12 protein-coding genes, 1 tRNA gene, 1 rRNA gene and 1 pseudogene are annotated in these 14,692 nt (G+C 36.5%); 9 read left to right on the forward strand and 6 right to left on the reverse strand.

Annotated features, from left to right (window positions below):
- The first annotated feature begins 126 nt into the window (after positions 1–126).
- The 4 genes from FCJ93_RS24330 to FCJ93_RS24345 all read left to right on the forward strand — a co-directional run bounded on the left by FCJ93_RS24330 (position 127) and on the right by FCJ93_RS24345 (position 7,474).
- On the forward strand, positions 127–1,374 hold the full coding sequence (locus FCJ93_RS24330) for a response regulator (protein WP_137744907.1): 1,248 nt from the start codon (positions 127–129) through the stop codon (positions 1,372–1,374).
- Positions 1,374–2,486: a response regulator gene (locus FCJ93_RS24335; RefSeq protein WP_137744908.1), complete on the forward strand. Its 1,113-nt coding sequence runs from the start codon at positions 1,374–1,376 to the stop codon at positions 2,484–2,486. The genes FCJ93_RS24330 and FCJ93_RS24335 overlap by 1 nt, the downstream gene beginning before the upstream one ends.
- Positions 2,487–2,816: 330 nt before the next feature.
- The gene (locus FCJ93_RS24340; RefSeq protein WP_235879585.1) at positions 2,817–3,431 is read left to right on the forward strand and encodes a class D sortase; all 615 of its coding nucleotides are present in this window, start codon (positions 2,817–2,819) and stop codon (positions 3,429–3,431) included.
- Entirely contained in the window at positions 3,428–7,474 is a 4,047-nt protein-coding gene (locus FCJ93_RS24345) for an LPXTG cell wall anchor domain-containing protein (protein WP_137744909.1), read from the forward strand. The genes FCJ93_RS24340 and FCJ93_RS24345 overlap by 4 nt, the downstream gene beginning before the upstream one ends.
- A 48-nt stretch (positions 7,475–7,522) precedes the next feature.
- On the opposite strand, the pseudogene FCJ93_RS24350 reads toward FCJ93_RS24345, so the two are convergent.
- Both FCJ93_RS24350 and FCJ93_RS24355 read right to left on the reverse strand, forming a co-directional pair.
- A pseudogene (locus FCJ93_RS24350) lies at positions 7,523–7,738 on the reverse strand (IS3 family transposase); the annotation flags it as partial.
- Positions 7,716–7,922, reverse strand: coding sequence for a hypothetical protein (locus FCJ93_RS24355; RefSeq protein WP_211344152.1), 207 nt, complete (start codon positions 7,920–7,922; stop codon positions 7,716–7,718). The pseudogene FCJ93_RS24350 and the gene FCJ93_RS24355, both read right to left, overlap by 23 nt.
- A 235-nt stretch (positions 7,923–8,157) precedes the next feature.
- Between FCJ93_RS24355 and FCJ93_RS24360 the strand changes: the two genes are divergently transcribed.
- A complete protein-coding gene (locus FCJ93_RS24360; RefSeq protein ID WP_137744911.1) occupies positions 8,158–8,919 on the forward strand; it encodes a YiiX/YebB-like N1pC/P60 family cysteine hydrolase in 762 nt (253 codons plus the stop codon).
- Positions 8,920–9,118: 199 nt separating this feature from the next.
- The gene (locus tag FCJ93_RS24365; RefSeq protein ID WP_137744912.1) at positions 9,119–10,279 is read left to right on the forward strand and encodes a hypothetical protein; all 1,161 of its coding nucleotides are present in this window, start codon (positions 9,119–9,121) and stop codon (positions 10,277–10,279) included.
- Positions 10,280–10,568: 289 nt separating this feature from the next.
- On the opposite strand, the gene FCJ93_RS24370 is transcribed toward FCJ93_RS24365, so the two are convergent.
- The 3 genes from FCJ93_RS24370 to FCJ93_RS24380 all read right to left on the reverse strand — a co-directional run bounded on the left by FCJ93_RS24370 (position 10,569) and on the right by FCJ93_RS24380 (position 12,243).
- Positions 10,569–10,844 carry a hypothetical protein gene (locus tag FCJ93_RS24370; protein ID WP_095314608.1) on the reverse strand — a complete coding sequence of 92 codons (276 nt, stop codon included), beginning with the start codon at positions 10,842–10,844 and terminating at the stop codon, positions 10,569–10,571.
- Between the two features lie 337 nt (positions 10,845–11,181).
- Positions 11,182–11,254, reverse strand: a tRNA-Ala gene (locus tag FCJ93_RS24375).
- A gap of 293 nt (positions 11,255–11,547) precedes the next feature.
- Positions 11,548–12,243 (reverse strand): MgtC/SapB family protein, encoded by a 696-nt coding sequence (locus FCJ93_RS24380; RefSeq protein WP_095314606.1) that lies wholly within the window; start codon positions 12,241–12,243, stop codon positions 11,548–11,550.
- Positions 12,244–12,518: 275 nt separating this feature from the next.
- On the opposite strand from FCJ93_RS24380, the gene FCJ93_RS24385 reads away from it, so the two are divergent.
- Both FCJ93_RS24385 and FCJ93_RS24390 read left to right on the forward strand, forming a co-directional pair.
- The gene (locus tag FCJ93_RS24385) at positions 12,519–13,418 is read left to right on the forward strand and encodes a DMT family transporter (RefSeq protein WP_408014812.1); all 900 of its coding nucleotides are present in this window, start codon (positions 12,519–12,521) and stop codon (positions 13,416–13,418) included.
- Positions 13,419–13,449: 31 nt separating this feature from the next.
- Complete coding sequence (locus FCJ93_RS24390) at positions 13,450–14,019, forward strand: GNAT family N-acetyltransferase (protein WP_095314604.1); 570 nt, start codon at positions 13,450–13,452, stop codon at positions 14,017–14,019.
- Between the two features lie 16 nt (positions 14,020–14,035).
- Here FCJ93_RS24390 and FCJ93_RS25200 read toward each other — a convergent pair whose 3' ends face one another.
- Positions 14,036–14,209 (reverse strand): hypothetical protein, encoded by a 174-nt coding sequence (locus tag FCJ93_RS25200; protein WP_170211410.1) that lies wholly within the window; start codon positions 14,207–14,209, stop codon positions 14,036–14,038.
- A 416-nt stretch (positions 14,210–14,625) separates the two neighbouring features.
- Between FCJ93_RS25200 and FCJ93_RS24395 the strand changes: the two genes are divergently transcribed.
- Positions 14,626–14,692, forward strand: a 16S ribosomal RNA gene (locus FCJ93_RS24395); the annotation flags it as partial.

The raw sequence follows: 14,692 nt of genomic DNA on the forward strand, positions 1-14,692 counted from the left end.
GAGTCCTCCTTGGTTAACTAAGTTAGGGGTCAATTCTGCAGATTTGACACCCCATATCATACCAAGAGGGCTCTTTTTTGTTCAAGTCCCCGAAAATCTTTCTAACAGGAATGCTCCTTTTATCAAGTGAAAAATCATCATGATCGGAACCAAAATGGTTTAGGTCTTGGATTGAGCATTGCAAAGGAATTAGTAGAGCTTTCCGGAGGAAGCATTTCGGTAACGTCTACTAAGGGCGAAGGCTCTTGTTTCACCTTTACGATTCCATTGGTGGAGGACGGGCAAAAAATCAATGAGAAAACTGAAAAAACGGTTGTTTTACATCAAACAGCTCCCATTGAGCAATTACCGGTACAGTATCACTTTCCACAATCTGTAGAAGGAGAGAAAGACTACACCATTCTAATCGTAGATGATGAACCTCCAAATTTAAAAATATTAATGGATATGATTGTCTCACTAGGATATACGGTTATTGCCGTCGATAATGGGGAATCAGCATTAGAGGTCATTCAACAACAGGAAATTGATTTGGTCATTTTAGATTTAATGATGCCAAATTTATCTGGGTTTGATGTGTGTCAACAATTGCGCAAAGAATTTGACTTATTTGATTTACCAGTCATTATCTTAACGGCTGCTGGGCAAATAACTGATTTAATTCATTCACTGCAAATTGGTGCAAATGATTTTTTGCAAAAGCCGATTATTTTAGATGAGTTAAAGGCTCGCGTTGAGTTTCTTTTATCGATGAAGAAATCTGCGAAAGAAGCGTTAGTAAATGAATTAACGATGTATTATTCTCAGATTAAACCACATTTTCTTTATAATACACTGAATACGATCATTGGTTTGACTTTTACAGATACGAAGCAAACAAGGGAAGCACTGGTCCATTTAGCAACTTATTTTCGCGCGAAACTTGATTTTACGAGTTATCGTTCATTAGTACGACTAGAAGATGAAATCGAACTTGTTCAATCGTACTTAGAAATTGAAAAAATAAGATTCGATGAACGTTTGCAAGTTGAATATGATATCGATGATACAGCGGATGCAATCATCCCATTAATGACGATTCAACCCCTTGTTGAAAATGCGGTTCAGCACGGGATTGCCATGAAAGGGAACGGTGGTACAGTTAAGCTCTCGATCAATAAAGTCGATAATCAAGTTAAAATTGTTGTTGAGGATAATGGAGTCGGCATTTCAAAGCAAAAGCAACTGGAATTAATGCAAGGGAGAAATTCGCGGGTTGGATTTACAAACCCGTTTAAAAAGCTCAAATTAATAAAATGCTCTTCCTTCACGTTGGAAAGTGAAGAAGGAGTGGGAACAAAAATCACAATACTTTTACCAGGAGTTAAAAAGTGATGAGAGTTAGTATATTGGATGATGAACCTTATGCAATTGAAGTGTTAAAAGATTTGCTTCAGTCATTGAATGATGTTGAGATTGTGGGAACATTTACAAATCCTTATACTGCTATGGAGCAACTTCCTCATCTGCAAGTGGATGTTCTTTTTCTTGATATCGAATTAGGAGAGAGACATGGTATTGAACTAGCTGAATGGCTGCATCGGGAGTTTGAGCATTTAGAAGTTGTGTTTGTTACTGCCCATCCTGAGTATGCGTTAGATGCTTTTGAAGTCAGTGTGATTGATTATTTGCTTAAACCAGTAAAGCGTAATCGTCTTCAAAAAACGATTACGAAGATAAGGGAAAAGCTAGAAATGTATGAAAAATTGCAGGAAGCTGCTTCTCAAAGCAAAGAGCTGTATATTTACACGATGGGAAGCTTTCGCTTGCTTGATTCAAAGGGTGATGATGTCTCTTGGCGGACGAAAAAGGTGAAGGAATTATTTGTTTACTTATGGCATTTTCGTGACAAGCCTGTTCATAAAGCAAAAGTAATTGAGGATCTTTGGCCGGAAATGAGGGCTGATAAAGCTATTTCGCTTCTGCATACAACGGTTTATCAGCTTAGAAAAACGGTAAGGGCTGCGGGAGTGCAGAAGAACCCTTTAAAATTTAATAATGATCATTATCAATTAATGATTTCTCCTGAAAGTGATGTAACCGAAATTCTTAAAATTTGTGAGCAAGATGTTATCGATCATGCATCCGTCGAAAAGTTGTTGAATCTTTATGATGGAGATTATCTTGAAGAAGAAGACTATCCCTGGGTATTTTTAGAAGGGGAGCGCATAAAAAAATCTGTTCAATTTGTTTTAGTGAACTTTATAAAAGATAATATCGAAGTAGAAGAAAACCGCTTCATCGTTGAAAAATGTTTAGAAAAACTACTTCAGTTTGATTTGTATAATGAGGAATATATGCTCATGTTTATGAAATTTTTAATTTCAAGCAATCAGTTGCAGCAGCTGAAAACATTATATCGCGGATTTAAAATTATATATGAAGGTGATTTGGGAATGAAATTGCCAGAGCAGATTGAGGAATTATATAAAACCCAACTACTTTAAATAAAAAAGGCTGCTAAAAAAAGCTTGCAGCAGGTTAAGCAAGAGAAGAAAAATGACTCGTTTTTCTCCTCTTGCTTTTTTTTGCCCTTTATTGAACGATGAGCGTTTTACCGAGAATTCGCAATAAACTCTAAACCTCCCATAGTTATTCGTCAAAATTCTGCATTTTTAAAGCAGAATTCTAATAGAAAATGATTTGGGCATGCCTTTTTCCTAATTATGGATCAAAATGTTCAATATTTGTTTAGAGGGCTTGACTAAAATTTGTTGAGGTATGTGCAAGCATATCTAAAATTCCTTTGGAGAGAGGAGGAGGGGAAATCGCTTTAAATGATGAGTAAGTTATATTTCTTCAGAGCCGTGTCAGGGATTGCCTTGTTGATCGGTGGACTTGCCTTACTTGTGCAACCTCAGATTGAACAAAAAGTGGCTGAAAGAGAAGAAAAGAAGCTGGTAGAAGCCTTTAAGCAACTAGCTACAACAAATGAGAATTCAGAAAAGGCGGAAGCAACTAAACTCGATTTGATGGTTAAGGATGCAAAAGGGATTCTTATTATACCAAAAATTGATTTAGAAATGCTTATTTTCGAAGGTGCTGATGCCAATTCGTTAAATAGGGGAGTCGGCCTGCTACAAACAAAAAAGAAATTTGGAATTAACAATATTGGATTAGCAGGGCATCGAGGGGCCAGTTATGGAAAACAATTTAATCGGTTGGATGAGTTAGTCATGAACGACGAGATTTATGTCAAACAAGGTTCGACAGAATTTACGTTTATCGTAGAGGATAAATATATTGTTGACAGAACTCGAGTTGATGTCCTAAATGAGCTAGGAAGCCCATATCTAACATTAGTAACATGTACACCAATTGGGGCAAAAAACCCTACTGATCGATTGATTGTCCAAGCAAAATTGAAAAGTACGCATAAGGAGGATATATGAAGAAAATCGTTTTTTATGTAGTTATGATAACACTCATTCTTCAGAGCTTCCTAAGTCCGATAGGGGCATTTGCGAACAGCTCTCAAATATTTCTACTAAAAAATGAAGTGGTGGAAGAAAAGGGAGCGGATTCGAATGAGGTGAATATTGTTTACGATTGGGAGTTTTCCGGCAATGCAAGTGAAGAAGAAAAGAACTATCACTTTCCCCTTCCAGACAATATTCAAATAGTAGAGACGCAATCAGGAACTCTCTCTATCAATAATAATGCGATTGGGAGCTTTGTTATTAGTTCATTAGGAATTGCGGTGACTATTTATCCGAATATGAGTGATGGTGGAGTCGGACAATTGGCATTTACCGGGGTGAAAATGGAAGCTCCGCCAGCGACAGCAGAAGAAAGTTCATCCGAAATATCGGAAGAAAAACAGAATTTATTCAATGAGCCATTAGAGACTGACAATGACCAAGCTGAAATGGCCGCAGAGGATGAGGCGATTCCTGAAGTTGGGCAACAAATGATTGAAGAAAATATTCTCACAAACGCAACACTTTCGTTTGAGAATCAAAATGGTGAGCAAGTGGATGAAGTTGATCTAAAGACTATTGTAATTGTTAACTATGAATGGGCTTTACCAATTGATCATAAGTATAAAAATGGGGCAACTTTTGAATTTCACTTGCCAGAGGAATTGAAAGTGTATGAAACGATAACCAACCAGGAGATCTATTTTGGGAATGATGTAATTGGTACCTTTTCTGTTGATGCGAATGGTCGAGTAACAATGATCTTTAATCATTTCATTGAAACACATTCCAATATAAGTGGCAGACTTGAAGTATTAAGCAAATTGCAAGAATCGTTGGAAGTGACTGAGGATCGAAAAATCTCAATTACACCAATTGTAGGGCAGCCACCACAAGATATTCCGATCCTCTTTATCTCACAGGGAAATAGCATGGATAAAAATGGCAATCCTGATAAAGGCTACAACGCAAGGAGCATTTCTTGGGTGATCGATTTCAATAAGCATTTAGAAAGTATTGAAAATGCTGTGTTCACAGATCCAATCCCCGAAGGACAAGAATTTCAAGCAAATTCGATCAAAATATACAAGCTGATTACCAGAATGAATGGGGAAACAGAGATTGGTGAAGAAATTACTAAAGCGATTGAAAAGACAGAAGATGGAAAGGACTTCCGTATTTCCTTTGGCAATATCAACTCTGCCTATCGGATAGAATTTCTCACAGACATTACAGATCCAAACGGAACGAGTTATAGAAATACTGCTGTTCTCTCAGGAGAGAATATTGAAGACATGGAAGCTAGCGCTACAGTTGGAGTGAGAAGGGGCATTCCATTAGCGAAATCATCGACAGCTTATAATGGCGCAACACAAACGATCGATTGGGAAATTAAGTTTAATTATAATGAAAAGAATATTCCAGTAGAAGAAGCGAAGCTGACGGATCTGTTCAATAATACTCAGAAGTTAGTGGATGGTTCATTCAAAGTGGAAAAAGTAACGATTGATGATAATGGAAATGAAGCGAATTCGGAAGAAGTTTCTTCTGACAAATATGATATTACTCCTCTATTGGAAGAAGATCGATCGGGATTCACGTTTAAATTTAACGAATCGATTCAAGAAGCTTATAAAATTACTTATCAGACAACAGCAACAGAACGTGTATTTGACCAAGAAACGATAACAAATACAGTTCAATATGGCGGGGAAACAAAAGAAGCATCAAGAACCATTTATCAACAAATTTTGTCTAAGCATCACGGAAATCCAAATTATAAAGATAAAATGATTTCATGGATAATTGAACTTAATAAAGACAACTATGAAATGAACGATGTTGTCTTAAACGATAATTTTACAAATGGCGGGTTAAAACTTCAAGAAAATACGTTAAAGATTTCTCACGGATCTGATGAACTTGTAAAAGGAGTCGATTATGAGCTTGATTTAGAAAGTTTTAAAATTACCTTTAAGAACACGATAACTGGAATGGTGACCATTCAATACGACACTGAATTTGATTACGAAGAGAGAGTTAATCAAGAAAAAGCATACTTGGAAAATCGTGTTCAACTTGAATGGATGGACGAAGCAAATAACAAGAAAGATAAAGAACTCACAGCTACTTTTACTCCGGACAACTATACGAGATCGAACGGCTTTAAAAATGGCTCCTATAATGCAGCAACAAAAGAAATCTCATGGGAGATCGGATTTAACTACAATCTGAAAGAGATTAATGAAGCGATCGTAGAGGATTTTATTGGAACAGGCCAGAACCTAATAGAAGATTCTATTGTTGTGAAAGAAATGCTATTAACAGGGGATCCGAATGGCGTTGATTTCAAAGAATTGGAAGAGAATATTGATTACACGATTTTGCTTAATCCAGATGGAAAAGCAGGGTTTAGAGTCATCTTTAAAGAGCAGATTACAGTTCCATACTTGATTTCATATAAAACGAGCTTGGACGGAGAGCTTATCCAAAAAGAATATGATAATACAGCAACTGTCTATGATGCCAATACTGAATTGACGAAGCTAAATGCTAAAGTATCTGTAAAGCACGGGGGAGAGTTTACAGACAAATCTGGAAAGCAAAACGGGAAGATTATTGATTGGAAAATCAATATTAACTTTAGTCAGTCCAAAATATTTAATGCTAAAGTGATCGATATACCAACTAATAATCAAAAACTACTAAAAGAATCTTTTCGACTTTACTCCACATCAGTTGCAGCGGATGGAACAGTAACAAAGGCGGAGGAAGTCAGTGCTGATGAATATGATATCGTATTTCCTCTTACAGATGACGGAGATGAAACATTTGAGCTCATATATAAACAGGATATTGAAAAACCATATATATTAGAGTATCAGTCTCTTATTCTAGCTAAAGTTGGCGATTTTATTTCAAATGGTGTCATTCTCACAGGGGATTTTTTAAGTGAAGAAATGACAAAGTCAGAATCAATGATCAGAGTTGAAAGAACGACAGGAGTAGGAATAGGTGAAGGTGAAGTAGGCGCTTTAACGGTTAAAAAAGTGGATGCAGCAAGCGGTGAGGAGTTAGAAGGAGCAGTCTTTACACTGCTAGATTCGTCGACTGGAGCCGTTATTGAAACGCAAACAACGAATACCGAAGGAATTGCTGTGTTTGATCGATTGCTATGGGGAGAGTATCTACTAAAAGAAGTACAAGCTCCAGAAGGATATGTCGTTGGGATTCAAGATACTGAAATAATTGTACTGAATGAAATAAATCAAGAAATAGAGATAAAAAACGCAAAAATTCATCAAGCTGTCGAATTAACGAAAGTTGATAGCAATGATGAAACAAAATTATTATCAGGTGCAAGATTTGATTTAAAGAAGTTTATAGACGGAGAATTTAAAACGATTAGCTCCCATACCACAAATGCGAATGGCCAAATTATCGTTAACCATTTGGAGGAAGGAGAGTACCAATTCGTCGAAACACGTGCTCCATCCTACTATAAACTAGACGCCACTCCAGTTCCGTTTACAATTGTAAACAATCAATTAGAAGTAGTTAAAGTAGTAAAGAAAAATGAACCAGGTGGTACAGGTCCAAGTCCGGGACCAGGCCCAGATCCAAGCCCAGGCCCAGATCCAGGCCCAGATCCAAATCCAGACCCAGGGCCGAATCCAGATCCAGGCCCGAATCCAGATCCAGATCCAGGTCCAGACCCAGATCGAAGTCCTGATCCGCAGCCGGGAGAGCATGAAAAACCGGACAACGGTGGAGGTAAAGGCCCGAGTCAACCTGGACATGACAATGGTTCTGATAATAGTGGGAATTCGGGGGAACGAGATCAAAAAGGGGAAAATTCGAAGCAGAAGGGATCAAAAACTCCTAAAAATAGTGACATAAATGTTCTCCCACAAACAGGGGAAGAAAGTTCAATCATGAATATCATAAGTGGACTGGTTCTAATGATATTCGGTTTACTAATTCTTTTCTATAGAAGAAAAACGACTATAAATTAAAAAAGAGCTGTTCTTTATGGTGGTGACCCCACAAAATTAGAGTTTTTATTAAGCAGCTGATTGGCTGGTTTGAGTTCGGTATTGTATTGGACTTAAACCAGCTAATTTTACTTTTATACGCTTATTATTGTAGTAATCTATGTACTCAACAATTTGTTTTTTTAGCTCTTCATAAGATACTAATTCTTCTCCATAATACATCTCTTGCTTGAGGACCCCAAAGAAATTTTCCATTGCCGCATTATCCGCACAGGTTGCTTTTCTTTGAGTTCGAATGCCAACGCTGTTTGTGCTTTTCGAGGGAGGCATTCGGATTTTCTTGAAAAGCTTTTAACTTTTTTAAATAGGCATTCTCTAAACGTAGAAGTTCATTTTCTCGTTCTAATAGTTCTTCACGAGATAACGCTTTTTCTTGTTTTGGCAATTTTGCTTTCTGATTTTTAGACATAGAAGGCCGCCCTTTCATTTTTTTTTTAATTTAAATTCTTCACGATACTTCGCCATACAAAAACACCCCAGAGGTTAGATTTTTAACTCTAACTTCTGGGTGCAGTACCGTAAAGAACAGCTTTTTATATTATTTTATTTAAACAATGAATTAACAATTTTTAACTTAATTACTATACATATATTTTCCATCTTCGTCATAATATCCTAGGGAATCTCAATAAAGGAGGAATAAAATGGTGGTTATTAGGAAAAGAGCCTTTGTCAGCTTTGCTATCGTTTTAGGACTGTCACTCTTATTCTCACCGTCTAGCTATGCTAAATCCTCAGAAATTGACATGTACCTCAAGAAAATTGTTCAACTTCAGCCTGGTACGACAGAACAAGAAATTCTTGAAGCGATTACCGACTATGCCAAATCTCAAAAAATGTCAAAATACGAAGTGATCAAAATGGTTTATCAAGAGTTAATAACGGATAAAAAAGAGGGAGACAGGGTAGCGAAGGAAAATGGCAATGAACAAAAAGATACGGTTATTTTTGGCGGTTCATCGGGTTCCTATGTGTTGCCGATGAGTACGAAAGGAAATATTTTTTATTCGGATTCCTATACCGCTTACTATAACCATGGTCATGTAGGGATGTATTCAGCTTCTGATAAAATCGTCGAAGCGGTTCCGGGTGATGGTGTTCGTCAGATTAAATATAATGCTCGCAATGTAGAAAAAAATAGTATTATTCAAAGGGTAAACGTAACGACTACTCAAAAAAATAACGCAGCAGATTGGGCAGTCAGTCAGGTGGGAAGCTCATATTCTTTTAACTTTGCAACCAATAGATTAACAGGGCACGACGGAGATAAAAATTGTTCAAAATTACTTTGGTCCGCCTTCACTTTGAAAGCTAACATCGATATAGACCATAATGGTGGCTTGGGGGTTTATCCACGTGATATTACCGCCTCATCCTACACAACCACGATTGCGACGATCAATTAAAGGTTCGTTTAAATCTTGGATTTATCAATAGGTTTGGTATTTTTATAAGGGAATATGGAGTTAAAAAACGAATATTTACAACATCATTGATGTTAAAAGTAGTTTTTGTACTCAATCCTTTTATAAATGTTCGTTTTTTAATTCATCTTGATGCAAATTGAAAGCGCTTTATTTACTAAATTAAGTATGAGGAGAACGTATGAGGAAGAGATGGATGGTGCTCATTTGTTTCGTTTTATTAACGATATTGGTAGGCTGGTTTTTTACAAAGAATAGCGGTTCGAAAAAAGCAAGTGATAGGGAGCTTGAAGAGGAAAATTTCTTAGATAGTAAGAAAGCGATTGTTTATTTCTCAACTACTGCCGACCAAGATACGTATGGCGGAGGAAAAAGTGCAGCAGTATTTATTGATCATAGGGGTAAACCGATGACTTATGAAATGGAAGGACTGGAGTTGGGAAGCATTGGTGTGAAAGAGAATGAGATTCTATTAGCGGATAAGAGTCGCTTTTATAAAATTTCGAAAGGGTTTGAGAGGATTGAAAGAGATGATTACCAGCATACGGGAGACCATATCGGATTCCTTGAATCAACGGCTGGTTTTTATGCTGTTTTTAATTCTGGCTACGATAAAACAAACGGAGGCTACCGTTCGGATATTTATTGGGAAAAGGATGGGCATTTCGAAAAAGGGATCATTCCTTTCTTTATTGAAGCCTCTGTGTTGCATCAAGGGAGTCTTTATACACTGTCATCATCAGAAGATGAAAAAAGCTATCAGTTCAAAGAAGTAATATTAGGAGAAAAGCCAATTGTTAAGCCAATGTTGGAAATTGAGAAGGAAGAGAACAGCACTACATTTGGACAACTTCAGACGGATGGGCATCATTTATATTTCATTCGGCAAACTGGAGCTTTAACCGAAATGGTCAAGGTTAATTTGCAGTCAAAAAAGTATCAGTTTACAAAAGTGGCGACGTATGCCAATGATGAGCAAACTTTTTACAAGCAGATACCTTTTAGTTATAAAAGATGTGTATTCCTTTATCAAGATAATCTTTACTTTATCGATGGCTTCGGAGATGTTTATCGAATATCGACTGAGACAGGAAACAGTGAAAAAGCATTTTCTCTAGTGGAGACCAGTTTTGAAGGAAGCGTAGAAGTGTTCCAACAAAATGGCACTCTTCATGTCTTCTCCCTTGAACATGAAAATAGGCGAGCAAAAATTGCGGAATACAACCTCCTATCTGGAAAAAGACAGGAGGAGCTAGTCCTGAAAGATTTTCCTGAGTTGAATACTTTTAATACAAAAATGCATTTATATGATTTCGTTATAATTAATTCCGAAAACGACTAAGCCTGAGCATAATTTAGAGAAAACAAATGCTTTGAATGATCGTTATATGCGGAAATTCTTCATTATTCAATCAAAGCAGCATCTAGCGATGGATATGTGTTTTAGAAAATACCGTTGATTAACAATTTTTAATTTAAAAAAATACTTAACATAGCTGAGAGTAGATTAATTACTAAATCCATTGTACTAAAACAAGCATCGCCTGCATGGATTTGTTTATAGATTTTTTAGGGCCGATCTTTGCATATGTTGTTTTTCCTTTGCATCGGTAAAGGTTGTAACTGCCAGGCTACTTTCGGTTTCTGAAATAAATAAGTGCGGTTTTAGTTGCTGCATATGAACCTATTGCGGCATAGCCATAGAACCATCCCATGAAAAGTCCTGCAAGCAAATCATGACGGTGACTAATAAAAGTAGAGATTGCCAAACCGATAACCAGTGCTAGTGTTGGTACAAAGTGTTTCGGGATTTTAAAAATAACTTTAATGATCTGTGTTAAGACCATTACAGAAGGGACTGCTACTATTGCATCCCAAAAGTTTGTATGTATAGTTGGAAAATTCATCATGCTATCACTCCATTGGACATAATTATCAGGTTAATCTTACGGATATAGTTTGTCCATGATTAGAGGATTGAACCATAAAGTGAGCGCAATTTTGGAAAGGGTGTATTTTTTAATGTTTGAATGTACAAGTTTTGATTGATTTTATAGTGAAGCTGCCAGTTGCATACCCGATTGTAAACAAGGATTGCTCATAATTTTATGCTTTAGTAGGGAATACAGTCTGAAAATTTAATAAAAACCATTTTGGCGACAATTCGTCAACAATACTTAAAATAGTGATGCTTGATAAAATGAAGCAAAAAGAAAAAGCCTTGATACACAAGGCTTTTCGGGATGGAGAATAGGGGGCTCGAACCCCTGACCTCAACGCTGCCAGCGTTGCGCTCTCCCAGCTGAGCTAATCCCCCGTACGATCTTTTACATCGATTATTATATAGGGAAATCAATCAAAAGATCAAGAGAAATTTAATTGTGATAAGGACGTGAGCATTAAAAATATAGATTTTTATGAGGGGAAAAGCATTTAATTGAATGCTTTATTAAAAAATATTTGATAGCAGTTCTCTGTAGACAGATGGATAATGTTTGCTTTTAAGGGGCCGAGCTTTGGGAAGAGCGGGTTACCAATAAAGAGAATGAGGACCCTGACAAGGTAAAGCAATAAAGAAATTAAGCAATTGTGGACAGAGTCAGAAGTCTTTTAATGTATACTTTCAATTTCAACGCTCCGTACACCGTCAATTTTTGAAACAGTATGGTACACATCTGTTGTTAATCTTTTATGATGGACAGTTATTCTTAATTGCACAAGATGATCATTGTCGTTTAAATCTTTGATTCGTAAATGTTTGAGGGAAATTTTTTCCCCTTTTAAATGGTTAATGATTTCGACGATTTTATTTTTATCTTGTACATTAAGCTGAAGTTTAATTTCTTTCTCCCGCAATTGACGGGGGCCAATCCAGCCCATAATAATTGGAACGATTTCAACGCTAATGATTAACAATGCCACTCCTGCAGTTGCCTCAATATAGAAGCCTGCCCCTACGGCAATTCCAATTCCTGCCGCACCCCAGATCAATGCAGCAGTCGTTAGTCCTGAAATGCTGTCATTTCCCCTTCGTAAAATAACACCGGCTCCAAGGAAGCCAATCCCGGAAATGATCTGTGCAGCCAATCGAAGTGGATCCATTGTAATGTTTATATCCTCTCTCGGTGGTACCATATAGGCAGACTCAATCGATACAATTGTAAGAAGGCAGCTTACGATTGAAATGACTAAACTCGTTTTAAGACCGACGGGTTTTCTTTTCAATTCCCTTTCCAGTCCAATAATTAATCCAAGGAAAGTTGATATTCCCAATTTCATGAGAATTTCCATATCAGAACCAAGCATCTTTTCCCCACCTTTTTTCAAAACCATATGATTGATTTCAAGAAATTATTATTTTCATGGTAATTGACTTATTAAAGGTTGTAAAATAAATGATATGCACCTTACAGTGGATGTTCATTTTTAAATTTAACGCTTTGTTAACAATATTGTTGCTCAATTCGTGTGAAACTCCGGTTTCACATGCCTTTAAAGTTAAGCTTTATGGATTCATGGAGAAGATGAGCCAAAAATCAATACTGACATCTAACAAAGCCGCATTTTAAGGAGTTTATTTGATGGGGCCAAAAGTAAATCCATATTTTATTTTATCCGTTGGTGTTATTGCAGTTTCGACATCGGCTATATTTGTAAAAGTATCACAAGCTCCCTCCGAGGTCATTGCTTTTTATCGTTTGTTTTTTTCAGTAATCATTATGCTTCCTGTGTTTTTAATAAAGTATGCCAGTGAACTGCGTCTTATTACGAAGAGAGATTGGCTATTTTCTTTGGTTGCAGGAGTATTTCTAGCATTTCACTTCATTCTCTGGTTTGAATCATTAAATTATACGTCTGTAGCGAGTTCCACCGTGTTGGTTACATTGCAGCCGCTTTTTGCGTTTGTAGGCACTTATGTATTTTTTAAGGAAAGGTTTTCGGTGCGGGCGATTTTCTGTGGGGTTATGGCGATCATCGGCAGTTTTATTATTAGCTGGGGTGATTTCAAAATCAGCGGTTCCGCCTTATTCGGTGATATTCTTGCGCTTATTGCCTGTGCATTAGTTACCGCTTATTTAATGTTTGGACAATCAGTGCGAAAAAGAGTTTCACTTATAACTTACACATTTGTCGTCTATGCTATTAGTGCGATAACACTATTTATTTATGTTCTTATTTTAGGACAACCATTAATGAACTATCCAACGAGTGACTGGTTATATTTCATTTTACTGGCGATCATTCCAACTTTATTAGGGCATACCTTATTTAATTGGTCTATTAAATGGTTAAGCACTTCAACGATTTCGATGGCTATTTTATTAGAACCAATTGGAGCAACGATACTTGCCTATTATTTATTGAACGAAAAAATTATGTTGACACAAATTCTTGGAGGATTAATTGTAATGGCATCATTAGCGTTCTTCTTAATAGAAGGAAAAATGTCTAAAATAAAAGTAAAGCAGGAAAAAGAATAACGAGTGACTTAAGAAGAAATGAGGAAATATTATGGGCTGGGATGCTCCTTTTATGAAATTCCCCATTATTGAAACGAAGAGGTTAATTTTAAGAAATTTGCATTGCCATGATGCACATGGGATTTATTCCTATTTGTCTAAGAAGGAAGTGATGAAATATTACGATAGGGAGCAGCTTTCTTCATTACAGGAGGCAGAGGAGCTAATTGATAGTCTCCTTTTTCGATATCAGTCCAGAAATCAGATTAGATGGGGAATTACCCTTAAAGGAGAAAATGAAATCATTGGAACTTGTGGTTTTCATTCGCTTGAAGAGGAGCATTTAAAAGGAGAAATTGGTTATGATCTTAACCCTGCTTATTGGGGAAAAGGGATTATGTCTGAAGCAGTTCGAGCATTGGTTGAGTATGGATTTAGTGAAATGAACTTCAATCGAATCGAGGCACTATATTCCCCTTTTAATTACGGCTCTAAGAAAGTCCTTGAGAAAAATGGTTTTAAGGAAGAAGGAATCCTTAGAAAAAGGTTCTTTATACAAGGTAAATATATGGATGCTGTCCTTTGTGCAGTTTTACAGGAAGATAAGAGAGGTGCCATATAAGCCCTCTCTTGCGCTTTTAAAGAATGTAAGTAAATCCTGAAAAGATAAATGCTAAGGTAATCGTAAAAATAAAGGTACCGCCCCGAACTTTTTCTTCTGAATTAGCGATTTTGAGCCCCTCGATATAGGAATAAATGAATAAATAGATTGCCATGATAAATGATAGATATAAAGCTACGGATTCTAGCATGTCTTTCAATCCTTTCTAGAACATTATTTCTTTCTCCTAGTAATTAATATGAGGGATCTTTATTTTTATTACTGGAAGATAGAAAATGGAGCGGAGGTAATGGGGAACTTAAATTTTATTGTAAAAAAATCAAAAATTATATTGAAATCATTTTTAAGACATGGTATATTATTTCTTGTCCTTAAGAAACAACAAAATAATTATCAAGAAAACTGTTGACTTAAGGAAAGGTTTTCTGTTATATTTATAAAGTCGCTTCCAAAGTGACGTTTTGGTTAAAGGTTCTTAATTTAACCGTGATTGCACTTTGAAAACTAAACAAATCATACGTCAACAAATAATCATAGTGGAGGCTATCTTTCTTGAGAAGCTGAAACTAGCCAACGTTTTTTAAACATAAGAGCTAATCTTACTCTTTATTGGAGAGTTTGATCCTGGCTCAGGACGAACGCTGGCGGCGTGCCTAATACATGCAAGTCGAGC

Source organism: Robertmurraya siralis (assembly GCF_005502275.1).
GTDB classification, from domain to species: Bacteria; Bacillota; Bacilli; order Bacillales; family Cytobacillaceae; genus Robertmurraya; species Robertmurraya siralis.